A 24,394-nucleotide genomic window follows, 5' to 3' on the forward strand; every position below is an offset into this window, starting at 1 on the left:
CGACCGGTGAGAAGGTCGGGGACTATTCTTTGTTGGATATTTACTCCGGAGTCCCTTGCGTTACCCCATGGACATACGTCTGCCAAGCTGTATCCAGTGCCCCTTGCCCCGGATTATACGTGAAGAAGTACTCGACGGTATCTCCGTATTGCAGGTTATTTACAGGGTAAGTATAGTTGCCGTTCCCTGTAGTGGTCATAGCTACGTTCAGCTGGCCGCCGTTATTCACTTTATAGTGCAAATCGGCAAAGGTCGCGCCATTCACATAGAACAGAAGGTTATTGCCTGTTTTCTTCAGACCGCGCACGGCATCGCCGATAACGATAACGGTGGTCGGCGGCGAAACGACCGTGATGGTTGAAGTGGCAGTTTTGTTGCCGTCTGCCGTCGTAACTGTAACGGTTGCTGTGCCCGGAGCGAGTCCAGTCACTAAGCCGCTCTGATTCACGGAAGCGACGCTGCTGTTAGAAGAGGACCAAGTAACCTGCGTATTTGTTGCGTTAGACGGTGCCACGCTGGCGCTTAGCTGGACGCTCTGTCCGACTTCCACCTGTGCAGCAGTCTGATTCAACGTTACGCCGGTAACCGATACGTTGCCAGGATTTTCGCCGCTGCCTTCTTTATAGACACGTACATAATCGACGAGCATCGTTGCAGGGATATCGGCTGGGTCCGGGGACAGGCCGCCGTCAAAGTGCCCGCCGATCGCTAGATTCATAATGAGGTAGAAAGGCTGATCGAACGGTGCGTTCGGATTGTTCGGCGCAGCTACGGAATACCATTGCTCCTTGCTTACTTTAAAGAAGAACTTGCCATCCACGTACCACTTCACATCATCCTCTTCCCAGATCATCGAATACACATGATAATCATTGGCGAAGGTTTGGCCTTGCGGGAAGTGATATTCGCCGGCGATATACCGATTCACTGGCCATTGTCCTCCAAAATGTACGGCGCCGCTCGTCGTGCCGGGCAAACGTCCTTTGGCTTCCATAATATCAATCTCGCCGGATGCTGCCCATGCACCGTACACGGAATCTTCCGGAAGCATCCACAGCGCAGGCCAGACGCCATTGCCTGTTGGCAGCTTGGCACGAATGTCCACTCTTCCGTACTGGAACGATAAATGATCCTTGGTGTTAATCTTGCCGGAGGAGTACTGTGCATACCGGCTTGGGTCCTGCGGGAATGATTTTGGATCGTTCAAAGCTTTAATATTCAGCTTGCCGTCCTGTACGAATACATTTTGCGTGCTGTTCGTATAGTGCTGCAGCTCCGCGTTGCCCCAACCCCAGCTATTGGGATCGTTACCGATGTAATAGCCTTGTTCATAATTCCATTTGTTCGTGTCGAGCGCTGTTCCGCTAAATTCATCCTGCCAAATGAGATTCATGCCGCTGACGGCAGGATCGCTTGGCGTTCCGATTGTAATATCCTCTTGATCGGTTACATCCGGACGCGGAGCATCGGGATTGCCGATAAAGGTATAGGTGACGTAGTTGTTGCCGACGCTTCCGCCTGCCTGCCCGTTCAACGGATAGCCGATCCGGATTTGGATATCCTCTTGGATGGGTTGGAACCAGAGCCCGTAGATGTAATCGGCCCAATATCCCCACTGATTGGCATCGGACATGTTGTTGTAGCCATTACCGGCGTAGACAAATCCGCTTTGACTGGAATTGTTCATCGCTACCCATTGGCCGGCCACGTTAATCTGGTAGACGAAGTTTCCAAGCTCGGTGCCTATTGGTGCGCCCCCATCGATCTTAGGCAGCGGTATGCCGATCACGCCGCTTGCGTCTGCTGTATAGGTCGTTCCATCATAAGGAGTAATGACATAGGAGTTTCTGACAGGTTGATTGAAGGTGATCGTATATACGACGTTAGCTGAGGAGGTTTTCGATTCTAACTTGACGTTGATGGACTCTGTTACGGTAAACCAGTAGCCGCCGCCGCCTTCGGTGAATTGGCCGAAGTTGCTGTCATAGATCCAGCCGCTGGCTGCATTGTTGTTAATATCAATCCATGTGCTGCTGTTGACCGGTTTGACGGACACCTTCAGATCAGCAGCCACGGCCGCATAAGGTATTGCCGGATTGTTATTAAAGGTCGGATAAGTAAAGCCTGCGCCGCCCGTAAAACCAGCTGTAAGCTGAGGCCCTTGCGTAGGCGTCATGGCTGTAATGGTTGTCGTGTTTATGTTCTGAAAGACAAGCGTGTAATTCAGCGTAACCCCGTTCGCCTTGGAATATAGCTGGATCTCGGTCGTTGCGGAGAGAGTAAACCAATAACCGTTCGCGCCGCCGTCGCTCCAGTGTCCCCAGTTTTGGTTGTAGACATAGCCGCTGACACTGTCGATATCGACCCAGCTGCCGCTTACCTTGACCTTGACGCCTACGTCACCCGACACGTCGTTCCAAGTAGCAGCGCCCCCGTTGAAGATCGGCATGACAAACCCGTAGCTGGCTTGCCCAACCCCTGATTTGGAAATGACAGGACCGTCTGCCGATGAGAAATAAGCCATGGAGGTAACGGTTGTTCCTGCTGCCTCGACCCTTTGGATCGTGGAAGTTGGCAATAGCCCGACACTAGCCATCATGGCCACCGCTAAGAACAAACTGAGTACCTTCTGCTTTAACCTCTTCTCCGTATGGTAAATTCGCTTCATAATTGTCCTCCTTTAATAGAATAATGGATTCTCCAAGTATTTCGGTCCAGTGTGCGCACAAAGGTAACCGCTTACATAGGAGAACACCTTTATTCTATCGAATTGAACAATCCTATGAATAGGTACATTTGTTTTTGTTATGACCCAATTTTTTGGCTTTTGCCTATGATCATGATACCGGCATGTGCCGAGACTGATCGCTTGCTCAATTTTGTAATATTCGCGCTTTAAAATTCGGTAAATAATGTAACTGCTATTTAGCTATTAGGCTGGGACTGAAGTAATCTGCGAAGGAACTTTGGCAGGGTTGAAGGGCGGACCATGGATGCAGGAGACGGCGAAGATAGGATAATGGATACGCATGCTTCTCGTGGTTCCGGATAACTTCAGCTTGTCTCAATGTAGGACTAAATACAGGAAACATTTTCTTTATCATTTTAACTATGGTTATTGTTGGTTGAAAAATAAACGAAGCATGACGAAGCGAAATGGTGGACAAAAGGAGAAAATCCGGGCAAAGCGGGAGTGTGGACGCTAATCGCATAATACAAGCAAAGCAAACTCCATCCCTAGTCGGGATGGAGTTTGCTAATCTTAGAAACCCAGCGTTCTTAACGCATGGGTTTCTTCTTATTTTCGGATTAAACGATTTAACGCGCCCAGTCCTGATAGCTTCTTTCTCTTTCCGCCTTCTGGCGCATCAGCTGCCGGTACTCCGTTGGCTGCATGTTCATCACTTCGCGAAATGCGCGCGTAAAGCTTTTGTAGTTCTCATACCCGACCATAGTAGCTACCTCGACGATTTTATGCTCGGTTTCGGCGAGGAGCCGTCGCGCTTTATCCAGGCGCACATCGCGCAGGTATTCGGCAAAGCCTTTACCGATATTTTTTTTGAACAGGTTCGAGAAATAAGCGTAATTCAGCGATACGTGGTTGGATACCATCGCGAGGTCCAACGGCTTATGATAACTTTCGTGTATATAGCGGATCGCTTCGTTTAAGTCCTGGGAGTTGCGGTAGCTGCACTTATATTCGTAATAAAACTGGTTCAATCGAAGCAGTTGCTGCTGCAGCGCCTGAATATAATCGCGAATGCCCGGGTAGTCGAACGGATTACGCAGGCATTCCATATCCAGCGCCTCCTCACCCATGTAGGGGCGAATTACCCGCTCGTATTCCTCCAGCATCTGAACGACGGCGCGACATAGCTGCTGCGTGTAGCGGATATGATAGCGTTGCAGCACATCTTTGTGAAAGAGCATGGAAACGCCTTGGGTGATCATGCCGCTATTTTTGTCGCCGATTAATTGGAACAGCGCATAAAGTTCTTCATAGGGAAGCTGCCACTGCTGCTCCAACCGTGCAATGTGAACTTTTTGAATGCAACGTTTGTCAGGAAACAGGTAACTGTGGCGATGTAGCTCCAGCACTTGCGTATAGCTGCCGGGAAGCTCCTTCAATCCATGCTGTGGTTCGGTAATAGCTGCGACGGCATCAATCTGTCCTGCCTTAAGCGCGGGAGACAAAGCTCCCGTATCTACGGCTGCATCAACCGCGAGGATGAGGTACGGGCGATGCTGCAGGCATATACATCCTAAGCCGCCATACACGCGATAGGCAATGGATTCCATGCTATGGGCACTGCTGGCCCCCGGTTGGTTAATCCACTTCTCCTCGCGAAGCAGGCATAGACGGTAGTTGTTCCAAAGCTCTCGATTTTGCTGTTCGGTTTGAAGCACCCATGCTTCATCGCTGGCCGCGCCTTGCATAAACATGACGAGCTCTTTGCGGTCCGTTTCCTGAGCGCGGCGGGAGATATGCTCCATATTCAACGAGAGCGTCTGCCGTGTTAGTATCTCCTGCCATACATGCTCGATCGAGGCTTGCAGATCCTCTCGTTTCACAGGCTTAAGCAGATAACCCTTGGCTCCGAGTCCAATAGCTTTCTGGGCATAGGCAAAATCGCTGTAACCGCTAATGATCAGGAAATCCGCCTTGATGTGTTCTTGTTTGGTCTGCGCCATGAGCGCCAGTCCATCCATATCCGGCATCATAATATCAGTAATGACCAGCTGAATGCTGTGTTGACGCAATAGTTCCAGCGCCTCGATTCCGTTCGCGGCACAGTAAAGGTTGTCAAGCGGCAGAGGAAATTGGCTTATCATGGCTTGCAGGCCGTCTCGTATATGCTTTTGATCATCCACAATCAAAATATTAATCATGCCTACCACCCTCCAAGATTCACATTTTCCCAAGGCAAACGTATCGTTACGCACGTATAGGCACCTTGTACGCTGTCAATCCAAAGACCGCAGCCCTTGCCATAATGAAGCTGCAGCCGCTTATGGACGTTTTCCAAGCCGAGTCCATTCTTGCTGGCAACGATCGGCGTATCCGAGTCGTCTTGCAGCGCAGCTTGCAGGCTGGCTAGAATGTCTGGCTCGACACCTGCGCCGTCATCTCGGATCTCGATCAGCAGCACGCTGTCGTCCTCCACCGAAACGGTAATTTGGATATTAAAAGAGCTTCCCGGAGGCGCGGCGTGACGAACGGCATTTTCGACGATTGGCTGCATGCACATTTTCGGAATGGCGTATCGAAGCACCTCCGGAGGCAGATCCGCCGTCAAAACAATGCTGCCGCCCTCCATAAAGTTGATAAATCCAATATAGCTTTGGATGTTGGCCAGCTCCTCGCTAAGTGCGACGGTATCGCTGCGCCACTGCATGCTGTAGCGCAATTGCGCCCCTAACGATACGAGTGCGTCGGCGATGGCGGGCTGCCGCTGAACCTCCGCGTGCATACGGATGGATTCCAGCGCGTTATACAAGAAGTGCGAATTAATTTGCGAATGCAGCGAGTGCAGCTGCGCGTTTTTGGCAATTAACTGCTTATCTACGACCTGCGTCATGAGCGTCTTGATCTCATCCAGCATGTTGTTATAGCTGACGGCTACTTCGTCGATCTCGTCGCCCGTTTCATTATCATCCAGACCAGTATGAATCTTCGCATCGAGTTGACCCTTGCGCACTTGGCGCATAGAGGTAATTACGCTGTCCAATCGGCGTAACATGCGCCTTGTCGTATGCGATACGAGCAGCATAATGAGCAGCAGCACGCACAAGGTAATCGCAACAACAAGCGCATACCAGCTGCGCGGGCCTTTCATTAGCTCCTCATGGGAGGCGATATCCACCACGTAAGCGTTGAGCGGTGCAATGTACCGGTACAGCGCGTAGTAGGTATGGTCCCCGAAAGTAACTTTGACGGGAATTTCCTGCTGCAGCACATCGAGCTGCCGATGGATATGGTCAATGATTTGGCCTAAGTCCTCGCCGGCGTTAAGAGCAAATTCATGCTCGGGATTGTATACGTACTTGGAAGGGTTGGTTCCGTCAACGACGACGGAAAAGAAGTCTCCTCCGCTCTCGTCCAGCATATCCCCAAAAACCTCGTTATGCTGAGCGCGAACTTCCATAATGGTCGGAAATTGCTGCTGTTGACCTTGAAGGCGCACCAGCCGATAGTAGGACAACGTATGATCGCCATCCTTAAAAGCAAATAAGCGGTATGCCGCTCCGCCTTCTTCCCGGAGGGTCACCCAGTAGTCCTGAGGCCAAAACTTGTCATAATGATAAATTTCGGGCCATATTTCATGCACGTTCGGATTATCGACATAAAAGCTGAGCTCGCTGATCATCTCATAGCTTTGGATAATGTTATGCATCTGTTCGTATTCATTTTGCCTGAACTTCACAAGACGAAGGCCATCCCCGCGCATATTGGAGTGAATAAAATCGACGAATGCTTTTTGCGTCAGCGCAGTCGAGGAAGCGTTTTCAAGCATCTCCATTCTGCTGCGCAACTGATCGTTTAACCGTGAAACATGGCTGCTTCCGGCGGTCATTGCGTCTTTGTACAGCTGGATTTCCTGCGTTCGTATAAATAAAAAAGATACCAAAATGGCAGGGATGGCAAACATCACGCTAAAGGCTAAAAACAGCTTTTGAGAGATGCGGGAATTGCGGTAAAGCTTTCTCATCTTGTTCAGCAGATCCTTCATTGAAAATGCCCTCCCCACCACTGTAATATACCATATATTACAAGGCGGCTGGTAGAAAACCAGGAATACCAGCCACCATGGGGGTGGCTGGCATAATCCAGAAACGAGTATTATTATTCGGCCATTTTGGCTTTGCGAGCATCCAGCTCGGTCTGACGGTGTTCCACTACTTGGTCAAAACCGTAGCTTGTGCGGCGCTCAAGGAAGCTGTTGAAGACTTTGTCGAAGGCTGCTTCGTCTTTGGCGGTAATGAGCTCAGGCAGCGTTTCCTCCCAATTCTGAGAGATGCGCGCCCAAGCTACCGCGACATCGGAATCGCCCAGCGGATCCAAGCCTTTGTAGATGCCGCTGTCGATATCGGCCTGCGCGTTGGCGAAGTCCTCCATTTGCTTGATGACGGGAGCTTTCTCCGGTCTCCATTGGTTGACGATAACAGGGTTACGCATCATCCAGTACGTATCCAGAATGCCATAATCCTTCTCCATCTTCGCAATGTCGGTTTCAAGCAATTGCACCATTTCCGGCTTCAGCTTCGGATTGCCGCTTGCCGAGTCCCATGTCTCGCCTTCTTTGCCGAGGAATAGATCCTTTTGGCCTTCTTCGCTAGCTAGATAGCTCAAGAAACGGATGGCGCGTTCAGGGTTTTTCGTCGATTTGCTGATCATCGTAACCATCCAGCCGTCCATGTTGCCCGGGAACAGCTTGGCGCTGTCGCCATTGGCGTTCTGCGGTCCATCCACTGCGATGTAATAAGAATCCGGGTTTGCGCTCGCCGCCAGCATAGGGTTGACGGCCGTCATGCCGGTCCACTCGCGAACCATCATGAAATAACGTGCGTTGTTCGTTTTTTCCTCCACCTGCGTATCGGAATCGACTAGGAAATCGACATTAATGAGTCCGCGCTCGTAAGCGGTACGGAACGTTTTCAACCAAGCGATATAATCGGGATCGGTTAAGCGGTCGTATACTTTGCCGTCTTTCTCATGCGGAACGGCGAGCAGGTTTTGCAAATACTCGGTCATGCCATAAGGGACATTCCCCTGCGCGAAGAAGGGACTAATCGGCTGGCCTTTATACTCAGAATACTTATCCTTTATGAGTTGCAGTGCATTCAGGAAGCCATCCGGCGTGCTCAAGTCTGGCTTACCCATTTCCTCGTACAGATCTTTCCGTACCAAAAAGGTTTGGTTGGCAGCCGTCATACCGGTTTCGTGCATCAGATTAGGACTGTAAGAATCGTTCGGCACGCCATACGTATTTCCGTTTGGTTGACGATACCACTTCAGCGTGCCGTCGCCCGCTACCTTGAAGAAGTAAGGATCGTACTGCTCGGCCAATTCATTCAAGGCGTATACGTGATCGCCTTCCCATAGCTTCTTGACAGCGCTTTCCCATGAGCCCATCGAGATCAGGTCCGGCAACTGACCGGAGGTCATCATCAGTGTAATTTGCTCGTTCGCTTCGCCGGAAGGCACTTCGATTTTCACGTTCACGCCTGTTTTCTCCGTTACATACTTGGAGGTCAAGCTTTCTCCCCAAGTGTGGCCATACCAGTTGGCGCCTACGAACCAAGTCAAATCGACAGGGCTGGTATCCAGCTGCCATGCGGGTACATTGGGATCCAGCGCGGCTTCGTCGGTCGCCGGTTGATTGGTGCTCGTGTTGTCCGCAGGCTGCGATGTCGGCGTATTTTCGTTATTCCCCCCGGAATTGGTACATGCGGCCATGATCAATGCCAAAATGATTGCCAGTGTTACGACCATCCCTTTTTTCATACGTAATCAACCCTTTCTTTTCGATAGCTGTATTTTTTCATCCTTTAATCGCGCCGATCATTACGCCTTTGACGAGATAGCGCTGAATAAAGGGGTAGAACACTAGAATAGGGAGCGTCGCCACCATCATGGATGCGAACTTGATGGAGTTGCCGGGCAGCCTTGCGCCGAATTGGGCCATCGCTTGCTGCTGCATGAAAGACATGGAGTTTTCTGCAACAATCTTGTACAGAAGCGTTTGCAACGGCAACTGGTCCTGCGAGCGGATATAAATGACCCCTTGGTAATAATCGTTCCAATGATAGACGGCTGAGAAAAGCGCTATGGTCGCAATAACGGCCATGCTGTTAGGCAATACGATACGGAACAGAACGCCGTAATCCGAAGCGCCGTCCACCTTCGCGGATTCCTCCAGGCTGTCGGGAATGGTGCGGAAGAAGCTCATAAATATAACCATATTGAAAAAAGAATACATGGCAGGAATGATGAATACCCAAAAGCTATCATATAGGCCCAGCTTCGTCATGAGAAGAAACGTGGGAATCAGACCGCCGGAGAAGAGCATTGTAATTAAGGCAATCTTCATATACACCTTGCGGCCGATCAGATTGGACTTGCTCAATCCATAAGCCACTATAGCGGTAAACAATACATGAACCGCTGTTCCAATGACTGTGCGCAGCGTCGTAATGTAGAAACCGTTCATCATGCTTTTATCATTAAACACGACACTGTAACTGGCCAGCGACATTTCCTTAGGGAACCAATTGACCGTGCCGAGCGTGGCCTGCTCCGGCGCATTAAGCGAGTTGATGAATACAAACCACATCGGATACAGCGTCGTAAAGCAAATCGCCAGCATCAGCAACGTATTGATGACCTCGAACAGTCCGATTTGTCGCAACCTTCTTCGTCTATCCATGTATTTGTCCCCCTCCCTTTAGAAAATGCTGTCGCCGGTTAGTTTTTTGGATGTGTAATTGGCTAGCAACAATAGCCCCAGCGCAACGATAGAGCGGACAAACAGGACGGCTGTCGAGAAGGAATGACGTCCGGATACTAAACCCATGTTATAAATGTACAAGTCCAGGCTCTCTGCCATCTTCATGTTCATGTTGTTCTTAAGCATAAAGATTTGCTCGAAGTTGCTGCCGAGTATGCCGCTGACAGCGAGAATGAACAATATGGCGATGGTAGGGCGTATGCTCTGTACGGTAATATGCCACATCCGCTGCCAGCGGTTTGCGCCGTCCAGCTCCGCCGCTTCGTACAGTCCCGGGTCAATGCCGGCTATGGCAGCAATGTAGATGATAGCACTCCAGCCGGTTTCCTTCAGCGTGTCGGAGAAATAGGTAATCCACCAGAAGTACTTCGGATCGCTATTGAACAGGATTTCGCGATCCTGCAATCCCAGTGCCAGCATAAGCTGGTTGATAACGCCGCCCTCGCCCAGCCAATTGAGCATGATGCCGCCAAATATCGTCCAGGCAATAAAGTGCGGCAGGTACGATATGGTTTGTACGGTACGCTTAAACCGAATATTGCGTATCTCATTAAGCATTAGAGCAAATAGAATCGGGATGGGAAAGCCGAGCAGCAGCTTGATGGCGCTCATCCCGAGCGTATTGCGGATCGAGCGCCAAAAACGATCGTCCGTCATGAAATCCTCAAAATGCTTCAGCCCGACAAAGGGTGATTGAAGCATAGGCTTCGCGATGCTGAAGTCCATAAAGGCGATAATGAGCCAAAACATCGGGATATAACAAAAGATTACCATCCAGACAATGCCTGGAATGACCATGCTTTGCAATTGCCACTGCCGAAAAAACGTTTTCATTTCTCTTTAGCCTCCTTTCCTTTTCATCGTAAGAAATTGGGCATAGGAAAAAAAGGCCACCATTTTTGACCCTATCCCATTATTTTAGATTTGTTTGACCGGGAGCTAAAATTCAGTATGCTGTGGTTAAATGGGAGGAGTGTGCAAGGGATGAACAAGTTAATATGGCACCAAGATTTTGCGAACGGCAATGCCGATTTAAGCGCATGGAATATTCGCCTTGGCAACGATTTGCTCGATAATGATGGCAATCCGATCATGCCGGGGTGGGGGAACGGGGAACAGCAGTTTTATACGGATCATGCTAGTAACCTATATATCGATGAATACGGCTTAAACCTGTGCGCGTGCCGAGAAGACATTGAGTCGGACGGGCGGTCATTTGCGTATACCTCGGCCCGATTGGACACGAAGGATCATCTTTCCTATTGTTACGGTAAGCTGGTCGTGCGGGCGAAGCTGCCTGTCGGTCAAGGGCTATGGCCAGCTATTTGGCTGCTTCCGCAGCACCAGGCTTACGGCCCATGGCCTGCATCCGGGGAGATCGATATCATGGAGGCCAAAGGCCGTCTGCCCGGCCAAGTATCCGGAACGCTGCATTACGGGAAGGATTGGGACCATAAAGTTGTCGAGGAGTTCTCCTATCAGCTCCAAAACGGAACAATCAACGAATTCCGAGATTACGCGCTGGAATGGAATGCCGTTTCAATCCGGTGGCTGGTCGACGGACATTGCTACGCGGAGCGACGACAGGAGCCGGGCGTTATGCCTTTCGACGAGCCGTTTTATGTGTTGCTCAATCTTGCCGTGGGCGGCTGGTATGACCAGGTGGCGGTGGATGAAGAAGCGCTGCCGGCGGTCATGACGATAGCGGGGATTTGGTTGTACGAAAGCTAATGAATTAAGTTATTGATTACGGTGGAGAACCAAATAAAAAATTGAATCCAGGACGCTTGTCACGAAGCGTTGTGGATTTTTTGCTTTGTTTGTGATAGGGTGCTGCAATATGAGGAAAGAGGGGGCAAAGATACGAATGAATCCGGTAAAAGTGATGCTTGTGGACGATGAGGTGCTCGCGATCGAGCATATGCGCAAGCTGATCTCTTGGCAGAGTCTCGGCTATGAGATCATTTGCGAGACGAGCAAGCCTTCTCAGGTCATTCGATTGGCGCGGGAATACCGTCCCGACTTAGTCATCATGGATATTGTCATGCCCGGAATGGACGGGCTCGCGCTTAGCAGGGAGCTGCTCGCTGAGGGGATCGTCCTGAAGATCGTGCTGCTCACGTCTTATAAGGAATTCGAGTACGCGAAAGAAGCTTTAAAGCTGGGCGTATCAAATTATTGGGTCAAGCATGAGATGAATGCGGACGTGGTCAGACGCGAGCTCGGGGGACTAAGAGAAGAAATCGAGGCCGCTAGGCGACTTAGAAAAAACGACCGGGGTAAGCTGCTCATCGACTGGCTGGGCGGTCGCCCCATGTCGGACGAGCAGTGGAAGACGGCAACGGCCGGCCTCGGCGAGCAGTTCGATCGGCTGCATTTGCTAGTGCTGGAGATCGATCGGAACATTCCGCTGTTGCCAGACATAATGCCGGACGCCCCCGGATTCCCGGCTGAATGGCCGGACGAGGGAAATGCGGACCTATTGGTGTCCGTGCGGTTTCTCGAGAGCAACTTTGTTTTGATATACGGGGATCATAGAAGCAGGGGAGAAAATAAGATGCGGGAGCTGCTGGAGGAGAAGGCAGTGGAAGCTAGACGGACGATGGAGCAATTGACCGGTCATCCCGTGTCAATGGCGACAGCGTACGGCCTACTGAACCGGGCGGACGTGCCGGAGAAGCTGTCTGAAGCGTTGCAGTGGCTGACGCAGGCGATCTTCTACGGCCCGCGTCATCTATTCCGATTAAACGATCTTCGGCGTGAAGAAGCGAAGGTGCGCTCGCAATGGGATTGGAGCGACAGCTTAGCGAAGGTGAGAGAGCTGTTGGGGGACAAAAGATACGAGGACACGGCCAAGGAGGTGTCGGCTATGTTCGCGGAAGCTTCAGAAGCTAAGGATGCAAGCGGCTTAGCCGATCTATGCAAGCAATTGGCAGCAGTATTGAATCGCAGTCGACTAGCAAGCGGACTGCCGTCCCTAGCGGAGGCTTGGATAGTCGGTGCTCACGAGGCGGTTGATTGGAGTTCGCTGACGGGCATTCAAGCTTGGATCCTGTCGGAGGTTAACGCGATTGCAGCCGCGGAATCCGGGCAACCCGCAGTATCCCGCAAAGTCCGCCAGGCGCTGGAGCATATGGAGAAGCATTACGGCGATCCCGATCTTGACGCGGATGCGATCGCGCGCCAGCTTGGGATCAGTCGGGATCACTTCCGCCATTTATTCAAGGATGAGACCGGGAAGACGATACTCGACCGGCTCACGGATATTCGGATGGACAAAGCCAAGCAGCTGCTGGACGAAGGCAGTCTCAAGGTATATGAGATCGCCGACCGGGTTGGTTTCCGCAATGGACAATATTTCAGCCAAGTGTTTCGCAAGGCGACGGGCATGACCCCGCTCGAATACATGGAGAAGCGCAGGTGATCGAATAATGCGCATGAAGATACGCACCAAGATTATAGCAAGCACTGTGCTCGTCGTTTCTTTCTCGCTTATCCTTAGCGGTTTCTTCATCTATGATTACGCCAAGGATATTATCCGCGAGCAATCGATCAAGGATAGTCGGACGAAGCTGGCGCAGGCTTCGTTCCAGCTTAAGAAAATCCAAGAACAGGTCATGAAGACGGCGGAGTACATCGTATCCGACGAAGAGCTGACCAAGTTGATCTACGCACCGGCGAGCGAGGATATCGAGGAAAATTATTTCCGCAAGCAAGCGGTGCAGGAGAAGCTCGGACGGTTCGTGGCGCTCAGCAATTTCATCTTGAACGTCGTGATCGCGCCGCCGAATCGTGACACCTACTCGAATTTCAGTGGATACGAAGAATATTTCTCCGAGTATCTGAAGAAAGACTGGTTCGTGAAAATAAAAGAATCGCGTGCCGGGTACAGTGAGCCGCATCCTTTCTTCTTCATCAGCGGTAACAGGCAGGTGTTCAGCTATGTGCTCAAGTACCGTCCGATTGGACAAGACGAGGTCGAGGATAGCTATCTTGTCATCGACATCGCCTACTCCGAGCTGGCGAACGTCTTTTTGCAAAGCTCCCGTGACTTCGAGCAGATCGAGCTGTACAGCGGATCGGATGCGTTGCTGCTTGCCGCAAATGATACGCTATCGGACTCGGACTGGTCGTTTATGGCCGAAGCGCTGCATTCCGGCGGATCGTTCGCGGAAGATGACCGGAGAATCGTGTTGACCGATGATGCGATGAGCCAAGGGTGGAAACAAGCGGCCTTGCTGTCCAAGAATAAGCTATTCGAGAAAATCAACCGCGTATTCTTTTTCTATATCATCATTATTATTACCGGTATTATCGTGACGCTTATTGTCATGCTTCCTATTATCGTCAGCCTGACGAAGCCGCTGATCCGGCTGACGAACGCTATGAAGCGGGTGGCTGTCGGGGATCTAGGGACCAGTGTTCAAATCCGCAGCGGTGATGAACTGGAAATTCTGGGTACAGGCTTTAATCGAATGGTCGAAGACCTGAAGAGCCTGATGGAAACCTCTGTGCGCAACGAGGCCATGAAACGGCAAATGCAGATTGACCTTCTGATGGCTCAGATCAATCCGCATTTCCTGTATAACTCCTTGAACACGGTCATTTACTTGTCCCATGCCAATCGGGGGGCAGAGGCGGCGGAAGTGACGCAGGCGCTGATCTCGCTCTTGCAGAATACGATCAAGACAGGGGAAGGAACCATGCGCGGGCCTCTGTCGGAAGAAAAGCGGATCGTCGACCAATACGCAATCATTCAGCATACCCGGTATCCGGGACGATTCCGTCTCGTCTKGGAGGTAGATGAAGCATTGCTCGACCGATCGGTTCCCCGGATGGCGCTGCAGCCGCTCGTCGAGAACGCAATCGTTCACGGTATCATCCCTTCGGATCGAGAGGAAGGCATGATCGTCATTCGAGCTTACCGAGCGGGCGAACAGCTCTGCCTGGAGGTTGAAGACGACGGCCAAGGGATGATCGTGCCTGAGGATGGGTGGAAAATGCGTGCCGAAGGGCCGGGGCATACGAGAGGAATAGGCTTGTCCAATATACAAGAGCGTCTGAACTCGCATTTCGGTGCTTCCGCACGCCTTGAAGTGTTCAGCGAACAGGGACGGGGTACGCTTGTACGGATACGGCTGCCCATGGACAATCGGGATGGGAAATCGAAATGATCGCCGGATTTTATACAAAATCGCCGTTTTGACCGATTACCGTCTGGCAGGGGCTTGGGGTACGATAACGGTGAAAGCACTTACAACATTTTTTATTGGGGGGACTCACCAGCGTGAACAACAATAAGCTAGCCAAATGGGTGTGCGGTTTCGTATCGCTGCTTATGCTGACCGGAATGCTCGCAGCCTGCGGCGGCAACAACAATAAGGGCAACGAAGCATCTCCGCCGGCTACGGAGAATACGGATCCGACGCAGCTTAGCGGAACCGTTAAAGTGTGGGATTGGGACGAAGCGTTCCAGAAGGGCATGATCGCCGAATTCAACAAAAAATATCCGAATATCAAAGTCGAAGTAACTGTCGTTAATCCTAACGATTACCTGCAGAAGCTTCAGAGCGGTATCGCTTCGGGTGCCGACGTACCGGACGTTATTCTTGGCGAGTCGGCCTACCGCGGCAAGCTGTTCGACCTTGGCGTTCTCGATAACCTAGAGGCGGCGCCGTACAACTTCGATAAGAGCTCGATTATCGATTATGTCGTGCCATACGTCTCCAATGCGAAGGGCGAAGTCATCGCCGTGGATCAATCGCTTACGCCTGCGGGGTTCGCTTACCGGAGGGATCTGGCAAAACAATATTGGGGTACGGACGATCCGGCCGAAATCGAGAAATTGATCTCTACATGGGATGACTTCATCGCTAAAGGCAAAGAACTGAAGGACAAGAGCGCCGGCAAGGTGCTGATGTTCCCAGGTCTGGGAGATGCCTATATTGCCTTGAAAGGTCAGAACTTCGTTTCCTACGTTAACGGCAACGAGATTGATCTGACGAGCAAGCTGCAAGGACCGTTGAATAAGCTGTTCGAGATGCGCGACGCCGGCATTCTCGGCAAGAACGAATTGTGGACGCCGGCTTGGTCTGCTTCCATGGCGAAGGGCGAGTTCATGTTCTATCCGATGGCGCCATGGGGAGCGAAATGGCATATCTCTGCTAACGATCCGGACGGTTCCGGCCGTTGGGGTCTCGTGAAAGCGCCGGAAGGCGGATTCACGCGCGGCGGAACGGCAATCGGCATCTACAAAGACAGCAAAGCCAAGGAAGCCGCGTGGGCGTTCATTCAGTTCGCATACTTGTCCGACGAAGGCTCTGCTTATAACTTCAAGACGTTCGGCAACATGACCAGCACGAAGTCGTTTTACGAAACCCAAAAAGCGCTTATCGATGCGCCGGGACCTTACGACGAGTTCTTCGGCGGACAGAACCTCGCGAAATATTTCGTCGAGAACATCGTTCCGGATATGAAAGGCGAGGCGCAGTCCAAGTACGATTCCGTCGTGGATTCCGTGTTCAACGCTCTGTACCCGCTGTGGATGAAGGACGGATCGGTTACCGCCGATTCCGCGCTGGAGAAGTTCATTCAGGAAACGAAAAACAAAGCGTCTGACGCGAGCGTCAAGTAAAAATCGGGAAAACGAGGGATGATCGTGAAAGCGGAACGTATGAACACAGCTTCCGCCGCATCCAGCAAACGCAGATGGGGGCCACGTATGTGGCCCTATATTTTCGCTCTGCCGTTCGTGCTGACCTATGCGGCGTTTCAATTGTATCCAGTTATCTACTCTTTCGTGCTCAGTCTGCATGACTGGAACGGCATAGGCGACAAAACGTTTATCGGCTTCAAAAACTATGTACAGCTTTGGACGAACGATCCGTTGTTCATTAAGTCCTTGTGGAACACGCTGCTCATGATGCTTATGTTCATACCGCTGACCTTGATTGTGGGGCTCACGCTGGCTTATTGGACATTCCATCTGACGCGCGGCAAGAGGTTCTTCCAGACGATCAACGTGCTGCCTTATATCACGACACCGGTAGCGATTGGCTTTATTTTCTCATACCTGTTCGATTGGCAGACGGGTCTCGTAAATCTGCTTCTGACGAAGTTCAACCTATTGGAAGAAGGTTTCTACTGGCTTCAGGATCCGTGGGGATCCAGGGCGATTATCGCTCTTATGGTAATATGGCGCAATCTCGGCTATTTCATGATTATTTTCATGGCCGGTATGACGGTCATACCGCAAGACGTATACGAAGCGGCCAAGGTCGATGGTTCTACGGGGCTGCATACGTTCCGTAAAATTACGATGCCTTTGCTGCGCAATATTATCGTGTTTCTCGTCGTCACGTCCGTCATCGGCGGATTGCAATTGTTCGACGAACCGAAGCTGCTATACGGCGGATGGTCGGGCTCCGCACAAGTGGGCGGTCCTGATAATACGGCTCTTACAATGATTTGGAAATTCGTGGATGAATCATTCATTTCTAATACGCGTTTCGGCTACGCTTCTGCGATTGCCTACTCGCTGTTCATGTTGATTGTTCTTTTCTCTATACTAAGCTATCGATTGACGGCACCGAAGGAGGATAAACGATGAAAGCGGTCATGTGGTTCTTCCTGGTCGTTATTTCTCTGCTCTCGCTATTCCCGTTCTATATCATGATCGTCATGGGGACGCATTACAACGAGGATCTGTTCAAGGGGATTCCTATTCTTCCGGGCAATCATTTGGGAGAGAACCTGAAGACCGTACTCCAGGCGGACTTCCTTCACGTCTACGGGAATAGCTTAATCGTATCCGTTGCTTCCGTCGTTCTGGCAACGCTGACCAGCACGTTGATCGGCTACGCGGTAGCGAAGTTCGAATTCCGCGGTCGTAAATGGCTTCAGACGTTCGTTATTATTACGATGATGGTGCCGACCCAAGTCGGATTGATCGGCTATATCATTGAGATGAGACATCTCGGCGTCGGAAATACGCTTTGGCCCGTCATTCTCGTCTGGGCGGCGTTCCCGTTCGGGGCGTTCTTCATGATCCAGTTCATGCGCGACTCGATCCCAAACGATTTGCTGGAATGCGCGCGCATTGACGGCTGCTCAGAGCCGGGCATCTTCTTCCGGGTCGTGATGCCGATCATGAAGCCGGGGCTCGCAACGCTCGCCATCTTGGTGTTCCTGTGGTCATGGAATAACTATTTGCTGCCTCTCGTCACGATCAATAAGTCCGAGTGGTATACGCTTCCGATCTTTATCTCGAACTTGGGCATCGTGCACCGTACCGACTATGCTGCGCGGATGACCGCTTTGACGATGACGACGGTTCCCGTGTTGATTCTGTTCATTCTCGGATCAAAGACGTTCATGAAAGGGCTGACGGCTGGCGCGGTCAAAGGCTAATGAAAGTGGGGTGGCGAAAGCCGCCCCTATTTTTTGTTTCTGGAACCTTGCATCGTTAGACCGTCAAAAAGCCGTCTTACCCTTGAATTATGACCGCTTAGAGGCAAAGCGTTTCTAAATTTGAACCTACCGATTAGATTAATGTATGAAAAGTACATGAAGCGAAAGGTGGTCCATATGAAGATAGCCATCAGAGTATTGGTTGGTGTAATCCTCTTGGTTGCGATTGGATTTGGTGTATTAACTATAATGAATAGGCCGATATCCAAAGAGGCCGTTAATGAAAAAATCGAGAAACACTTGACCAAAGTGCTGGAGAAAAACGCTTCGTTATCCAGCGTGCTTTTGACCATTTCCTCCGGTAAAACAGGCTACTCGGAACAATTTGCCGTGGGTACTAAAAATCACAGCTCGGATCAGCCCGTTCAAGCTGATAGTCCATATCATTCAGCGAGCGTCGGCAAAACGATGTTAGCTGCTGTCTATGGCACGCTAGTTGACGACGGGAAAATCAACTATGACGACAAAATCAATACTTGGCTGGGTGATGATATCCTTAAAGGATTATTCGTGATAGACGGCATAGAATACAGCGATCAGGTAACATTGAGACACTTGCTGAGTCATACATCAGGCGTAGGCGATTATTTCGAAGGTCCGGTCAGAAGCGGGAAACCTATCTTGGAAATGATAAGATCTAATCCTGATCTTTCATTTACTCCAATAGATTTGATTGCGTTCACTAGAGAAAACCAGGAGCCTGTCGGACAACCGGGACAACAATTTTATTATTCGGATACGGGCTATATTCTGCTTGGACTTATTTTGGAGGCAATCGAGGGTAAACCTTATTCGGCCATTTTAGAAGAAACCATATTTGAGCCTTTGGGCATGAATGATAGCTATTTAATGTTTTATCAGGACGAACCGGCGGATATACTTGGAATTTATTTAGATGATATTGATTTAAGCGAGAAGAACGCATTGTCGGTTGACTGGGCAGGCGGCGGTGTCGTAACCACTATGGATGATCTGTTAGTGTTCATGAAGGCTTTAGAAAATGGTTCTTTACTGTCTGATGAAGCGTACGGACAGATGACTGACTTCAATCATCGTTATGAAAAGGGTATTTATTACGGTATGGGCATGATGTATTTCGACTTTAGCGAGTTATCATTTCTGCTAGGCACCATGACAGATGTGTATGGAGGTGTCGGAGCTACAGGAACGTATGTATTATACGACAAAGAAAAGGACACCTTTTTTATTGCTAATTTTGGCTCGCTTGATTTTGCGCAAAAAGGTATAGAAGAATTGGTAAAAATAAGAATGATTTATGATAGGATGATAGTTGAGTAAACAATTCAAAAGCTGTCATTAGGAGACACAGGATGGTTCAACTATTGTGTTCAAATAAAGTGTATGAAAAGTTGAAACAAGAATTATCCAAATACCAAATCGACATTATCCATGACAGTGATTTGGTACTCGTTGAACAAGGCTATGATATACCAAGCGGAAAGACTAGTGTTGTTTTCGATGCCATTGATTATATGGATGTTGTTAAGCTTTTGGTCTCCGGCGTACGAGAAGATATCCATTTGACGAATACTCTTACAGGCTTTAGCGAAAATAAATATGCGGTTATAGAACCAAGGGATGTTTTATATGTAGAAGCGGGTGCTGATGGTCTGATGGCCTATACAAGGTCTAATCGTTACAGTATCAAGGAAACGTTGCAGTATTATGAGAACATGTGGGCAGTGAAAGGATTTATACGAATCAACAAATCTCAGCTCATTAATTTGCTGCACGTCAAAGAAATTATCCCTTGGTTTAACTCCAGATACGTTCTTCGAATGGATAATAACGCTGAGCTGGAAGTATCAAAAATGTTCTCAAAAAAGCTTAGAAACACACTCAAAATATAGGAGAACCAAGATGGAGAAAATTAATTTAGAAAATATTATAAAGTCCTTTTTTCTTGGTCTCTTCATCGGCGGTATACTGCTGTTTTATGACCGCGCGGATATGCTATTTTCTTATAAAGTTTTGGCGGTATTGGCTAGCGGAAGCATAGGTTTTATTATTGGTTTTATAACAGAGTGGGTGACCTCCATACTCCCCATCAGCATGGCGAAAGTTCGAACCTACTTCTTTATTAACAACTTGATTGCATTAATCGTTACGACATTCATTATGGGATCTTTAATCATGATCACAAGTGATGAAGTAGAGAATAAGGCGCAATTCATGCCCATATTGTTGACCGTTCTTGGCATTATATGTATAGCAAACCTATTTGACTATATGATGTATCGACGCGCTCAAGCTAAATTGAAAACCTATAAGGCGTTGATTAAAGATAAATAAGCGATGTCTCTGAACCGAAAAGCGCTTCAACATTTGTTTTGCCAAGGAAAAAACTACTGACCGTAGCTGTCAGTGGTTTTTTTGTATGCTTATGGTGCTCAAGCCAATAATGGAATGGAGGAATGAAAAATGTTTGTAAGAGTAGAAGATTTTGCGACGGAGTGGACTAGCGAGGCCGAATTAACCGCTAGCGTGCTGGATGTACTTACAGATGATTCGCTAGGACAGGAGGTTATTGAAGGTCGACGCACGCTTGGACAAATTGCCTGGCATCTGGTTCGTTCGCTGCACTTCATGACAACGTTGGGGCTGAAGTTCGATGCTCCCTCCGGAGGCGAAGAGGCTCCGACTACCGCTGCGATTATAGCCTCGGAGTACCGGCGGATTAGCAACGATCTGCTGCATGCGGTTCGAACGCAGTGGAATGACGAAACGTTGCGCGAATCGGTTATGATTTACGAGGAAGCTTGGCCTAACGGAAGCTCCCTTCGTTATACGATCATGCACCAATCGCATCATCGCGGACAAATGACCGTTCTCATGCGCCAGGCCGGTCTTCAATTGCCTGATGTCTACGGCCCGACTTACGATTCTTGGATCGAGAAAGGGATAGCTCCCTTAATCTAAATTCATTACAATGAAACTATTGGAAGTGACAGGTTATATCGTTCTATTAAAAAATGTCTTAGGGAGTGAAGAACGGCATGTCCAAAGCGGATAATATGCTGTCCATTCTATGGCTGCTTCGCTCAGGAAAGCGAGTGACGGCGCAACAGCTGGCGGACAATTTGGAGATTCATGTTCGCACCGTATATCGATGCATTGATTCATTGTGCGCGAGCGGAGCCCCGATTATTGCCGACTCCGGCCCGAACGGAGGTTACCGGCTGCTGGGCGAATTCGTCGATTCCCCGCTGCTCTTCGATAACGAAGAGCAGAAGGCGCTCGTGCACGCGTCCATATTCGCCCGGGAAGCGGGTTATCCGTTCACGGACGCGCTAACCCGAGCGGTCGATAAGCTGAAGCGATACACCAATGAGGAGCAGCTCGAATGGATTAACAGGCATAGTGATGGGCTTGCCGTCATCCAGACACCTACAGACTCGAGAGAGCTTGAGTTGCTTCAACGGTTAGAGGAGGCTGCAGCCCGAGGAAAGTCCCTGAATATGGACTATGCCAAAGGACCTGAGCTTAGTCCCGGCAATCGAGTCATCGATCCCTATGGCATCGTGCATTGGAAAGGGATATGGTATGTTGTTGGATTTTGCCGTCTACGGCAAGAGATCCGCAGCTTCCGCGTGGATCGGATCGTTCGTCTGGAAGCGACGGATACCCGCTTTGAACGTCCGGCCGCTTTTTCCGCAAGGGATTTCCTCTTGCGATCTTTGCTCCCGGATTCGCTCGACGCCGAGACGCTAGTCCGTGTAAGACTCCAGGGACACGAACACGCTATTAACGAGCTATGCAAGCATTGGCTATTCGGGCATGCGCTAATCGAACGAAGGCAGCCCGGTGAAGCCCTCTTTAAGCTAGGGGAGCTGTCGCTGAAGACATACGTGCCGTATTTCCTTCTTCCGTACGGGAGGTCTCTAGAAATACTTGAACCGCAAATGCTAATCGACAGAATGGCCGAGGTCAGTCTCGAAATGTACAAGCACTACGAAGCGATGCAAATAAAAATAGAGGATAAGAAAGGATGAAGAAATGAGATGAACAAGTTTACTTTGCTCGGAAAATTAACGGCTCACCCTGGGAAACGGGACGAACTCGTAGCATTATTGTTGGAAGCTTCGAGTAGCCTCGATCATATGGAGGGCTGCGAGCTTTATATTATCAATGAATCCGTAGATGATCCCGATGCGATCTGGGTCACTGAGCTGTGGCGCGATGCCGAGGCTCATGCCGACTCTCTCAAGAACGAAGAAGTACTGGCTGTTATTCAGCGAGCACGGCCTTTAATTGCAGGCGTCGAGCCGGTTCGACTCCGTCCCGTTGGCGGTAAGGGATTGGGCATATAACGGCCTGACGAATAGGTCTTGCTAAATGGATAGCCTGGCCTTTAACTGTTATAGTGATACAGAGAACCTTACCGTGTAAGTAAGGCGAAATGCTAAGGGCAGAGCGGGGGCGTGGCATGAACATCGATGATTTGATTGCTCTATGGAATCATGTGAACTGCAAAGTCATAGATATTCGTCGTATCACGGTTAAAGCAGGCGAATCTATACGCTCTTATCATGTACCCTCAAGTTTGTTTCTTATGTCGATTCGAGGGAATGCCACCGTTAATCTGGGAACGGAATTTCATCGCATGCAGCGCTTTACAGTGCTTCATGCAGGTAAAGGCGCTGTTCTCGACCTGGTCGCGGGCAGCGAGGGCCTGGATTACTATAGCGTTTATTATAAAGGCAGTATACATCCCCCAGTACCAACAGAGCTCACCGCGCTATTCGAGCAGGGTCGCCTCTTTGATCATTCATACAGTATGATGCCGGACAATCCAATTGAACTGCACCGTACAATGAGCCAAATGCTTAAGGAATGGAACAAACAGCAGCCGCTTGTTCGTTTGCGCGTTCGAACTTTACTCTATCAGTTTGTACATGAGCTGCTACATCAAATGAAGGCTCAGGGTTTAGGCTCGGTTAAGCGTGATCTGGCCGCCCAGATCGCCGCCATCATCCATAAACATTATGCGGATCCCATATCGCTGGATTCACTATCTGAAAGTCTGAACTACAGCGTTGCCCATTTATCTTCCTACTTCAAAGTCCGTACAGGGCTTAGTCCGATTGATTATTTGATCAAGGTGCGCATCGATAAAGCTGCTTCACTGCTGCTTGAAACGGATGCTACGCTGAAGGAGATAGCAGTTGGCGTCGGCTATCAAGACCCGAGCTATTTGAGCAGACTGTTCAAAAAGCACAAAGGCGTGTCCCCCATACGCTATAGAGACGTGTATGCCGAGAAGAAGAAACTAGAAGATTGTCCTTCCATAACCATGGAATCCTCCATTGTCCTCCAAGAACCAGTTAACTATACTGATATTATTGATAATCATTATCAGTATAATGGTAACGGAGAGGAAGATTTATTCATGTTTAAACATTCACGGGCTGCGCTGGCATCGGCACTGTTAAGCCTCATTTTGTTGCTAAGCGCATGCGGCACGAATGGCAATTCGGAGACAGCGACATCGCAGCCGCCAAGTCCAAGCGATACGCCGGCCGCATCAGTGCAGCCGCAGACCAAAGTCGTTAAAACGGTTAACGGTGATGTAGAAGTGCCCACTCAGCCCAAACGAATTGTGGCAGGAGAATATCTGGGCAGCTTGATTACGCTTGGCATTACGCCTATCGGAACATCCGATCATCATATTAAAAATCCTTATTTCAATCAATATTTGAAAGACGTTGAGAATATAGGGGAAGGCAATGGCAACGTAGAGAAAATCTTGTCGCTTGAACCGGATTTGATTATTATGGATGATTTCTATCCGGAGCTGAATGAACAGATGGCGAAAATTGCCCCTACTGTCGTCATTCCGTACGCTTCTCTAAAAACGGTACACGAGGAGGTCGCTTATTTCGGCGAGCTGCTTGGCCAAGAAGACAAGGCGAAAGACTGGCTCGCCGAGTACGACAGCCGTATCGCTACTGCCAAGGAGAACGTATTAAAGGTTGTTCCAGCAGAAAGTACGTTTTCGGTTATTGAAACAAGCGATAAAGACATCATGGCCGTTGGAACGGACTTCGGCAAGGGCGGTCAGCCGATATATAATGGATTCGGATTCAAGCCTCCCGCCGAAATCGCTGCCGAGATGGCCGACCCGGGTTGGGCTTCCATCTCTGCGGAAGTATTGCCGAAGTATGCGGGTGATTATATTATTCTGACCTCCGATTCCAAAACGTTGGATCAATTCAAGGCCGACCCGATCTGGGGCACGCTTCCTGCAGTCAAAAACGATCGTGTTTTTTTATGGACAAGCGATCGTTCCAACTACTGGGATCCGATTGCTATTCTGAGTCAGACGGAAGAGTTGGCTGCCTGGCTGACAAACCTCTAACAAGATAAAGACACCCGATCGGGTGTCTTTTCTTTTA

General features: G+C 49.8%; 19 protein-coding genes. 13 read left to right on the top strand and 6 right to left on the bottom strand.

Translation table 11 applies throughout. From position 1 onward, the window contains the following. Nucleotides 1-40 precede the first annotated feature (40 nt). The 6 genes from AC1DF0_RS04375 to AC1DF0_RS04400 all read right to left on the bottom strand — a co-directional run bounded on the left by AC1DF0_RS04375 (nt 41) and on the right by AC1DF0_RS04400 (nt 10,343). Nucleotides 41-2,668: a family 16 glycosylhydrolase gene (locus tag AC1DF0_RS04375; RefSeq protein ID WP_477573173.1), complete on the bottom strand. Its 2,628-nt coding sequence runs from the start codon at nt 2,666-2,668 to the stop codon at nt 41-43. A 650-nt stretch (nt 2,669-3,318) separates the two neighbouring features. After that, entirely contained in the window at nt 3,319-4,890 is a 1,572-nt protein-coding gene (locus AC1DF0_RS04380) for a response regulator transcription factor (protein WP_477573174.1), read from the bottom strand. A 2-nt stretch (nt 4,891-4,892) separates the two neighbouring features. Further along, nucleotides 4,893-6,731, bottom strand: coding sequence for a sensor histidine kinase (locus AC1DF0_RS04385; protein ID WP_477573175.1), 1,839 nt, complete (start codon nt 6,729-6,731; stop codon nt 4,893-4,895). Between the two features lie 113 nt (nt 6,732-6,844). Further along, nucleotides 6,845-8,506, bottom strand: coding sequence for an extracellular solute-binding protein (locus tag AC1DF0_RS04390; RefSeq protein ID WP_477573176.1), 1,662 nt, complete (start codon nt 8,504-8,506; stop codon nt 6,845-6,847). A 37-nt stretch (nt 8,507-8,543) separates the two neighbouring features. Further along, nucleotides 8,544-9,428, bottom strand: a complete 885-nt coding sequence (locus AC1DF0_RS04395) for a carbohydrate ABC transporter permease (RefSeq protein WP_442048551.1) — start codon at nt 9,426-9,428, stop codon at nt 8,544-8,546. An 18-nt stretch (nt 9,429-9,446) separates the two neighbouring features. Further along, a complete protein-coding gene (locus tag AC1DF0_RS04400; RefSeq protein ID WP_442048552.1) occupies nt 9,447-10,343 on the bottom strand; it encodes an ABC transporter permease in 897 nt (298 codons plus the stop codon). Between the two features lie 150 nt (nt 10,344-10,493). Between AC1DF0_RS04400 and AC1DF0_RS04405 the strand changes: the two genes are divergently transcribed. From AC1DF0_RS04405 to AC1DF0_RS04465, 13 genes are all read left to right on the top strand, one after another. Further along, nucleotides 10,494-11,240, top strand: a complete 747-nt coding sequence (locus tag AC1DF0_RS04405) for a glycoside hydrolase family 16 protein (RefSeq protein ID WP_477573177.1) — start codon at nt 10,494-10,496, stop codon at nt 11,238-11,240. A gap of 136 nt (nt 11,241-11,376) precedes the next feature. Then, nucleotides 11,377-12,933, top strand: coding sequence for a response regulator transcription factor (locus AC1DF0_RS04410; RefSeq protein ID WP_477573178.1), 1,557 nt, complete (start codon nt 11,377-11,379; stop codon nt 12,931-12,933). Nucleotides 12,934-12,940: 7 nt separating this feature from the next. Then, nucleotides 12,941-14,683, top strand: coding sequence for a sensor histidine kinase (locus AC1DF0_RS04415; RefSeq protein WP_477573179.1), 1,743 nt, complete (start codon nt 12,941-12,943; stop codon nt 14,681-14,683). A gap of 113 nt (nt 14,684-14,796) precedes the next feature. Then, nucleotides 14,797-16,143 (top strand): ABC transporter substrate-binding protein, encoded by a 1,347-nt coding sequence (locus AC1DF0_RS04420; RefSeq protein WP_477573180.1) that lies wholly within the window; start codon nt 14,797-14,799, stop codon nt 16,141-16,143. Between the two features lie 24 nt (nt 16,144-16,167). Next, on the top strand, nt 16,168-17,118 hold the full coding sequence (locus AC1DF0_RS04425) for a carbohydrate ABC transporter permease (protein WP_442048557.1): 951 nt from the start codon (nt 16,168-16,170) through the stop codon (nt 17,116-17,118). Beyond that, entirely contained in the window at nt 17,115-17,918 is an 804-nt protein-coding gene (locus tag AC1DF0_RS04430) for a carbohydrate ABC transporter permease (RefSeq protein ID WP_442048558.1), read from the top strand. Before AC1DF0_RS04425 ends, AC1DF0_RS04430 begins: the two co-directional genes overlap by 4 nt. 177 nt (nt 17,919-18,095) lie before the next feature. After that, nucleotides 18,096-19,277 (top strand): serine hydrolase domain-containing protein, encoded by a 1,182-nt coding sequence (locus tag AC1DF0_RS04435; RefSeq protein WP_477573181.1) that lies wholly within the window; start codon nt 18,096-18,098, stop codon nt 19,275-19,277. Between the two features lie 32 nt (nt 19,278-19,309). Next, entirely contained in the window at nt 19,310-19,849 is a 540-nt protein-coding gene (locus tag AC1DF0_RS04440; RefSeq protein ID WP_442048560.1) for a LytTR family DNA-binding domain-containing protein, read from the top strand. A gap of 10 nt (nt 19,850-19,859) precedes the next feature. Then, nucleotides 19,860-20,291: a hypothetical protein gene (locus AC1DF0_RS04445; protein WP_442048561.1), complete on the top strand. Its 432-nt coding sequence runs from the start codon at nt 19,860-19,862 to the stop codon at nt 20,289-20,291. Between the two features lie 129 nt (nt 20,292-20,420). After that, on the top strand, nt 20,421-20,918 hold the full coding sequence (locus AC1DF0_RS04450) for a DinB family protein (RefSeq protein WP_477573182.1): 498 nt from the start codon (nt 20,421-20,423) through the stop codon (nt 20,916-20,918). A 77-nt stretch (nt 20,919-20,995) separates the two neighbouring features. Continuing rightward, nucleotides 20,996-21,991 (top strand): helix-turn-helix transcriptional regulator, encoded by a 996-nt coding sequence (locus tag AC1DF0_RS04455; protein ID WP_477573183.1) that lies wholly within the window; start codon nt 20,996-20,998, stop codon nt 21,989-21,991. Between the two features lie 9 nt (nt 21,992-22,000). Then, nucleotides 22,001-22,309, top strand: coding sequence for a putative quinol monooxygenase (locus AC1DF0_RS04460; RefSeq protein WP_442048564.1), 309 nt, complete (start codon nt 22,001-22,003; stop codon nt 22,307-22,309). A gap of 116 nt (nt 22,310-22,425) precedes the next feature. Continuing rightward, nucleotides 22,426-24,357, top strand: a complete 1,932-nt coding sequence (locus tag AC1DF0_RS04465) for an AraC family transcriptional regulator (protein ID WP_477573184.1) — start codon at nt 22,426-22,428, stop codon at nt 24,355-24,357. Nucleotides 24,358-24,394 lie beyond the last annotated feature (37 nt).

It is taken from the genome of Paenibacillus sp. 05T425 (assembly GCF_056396205.1).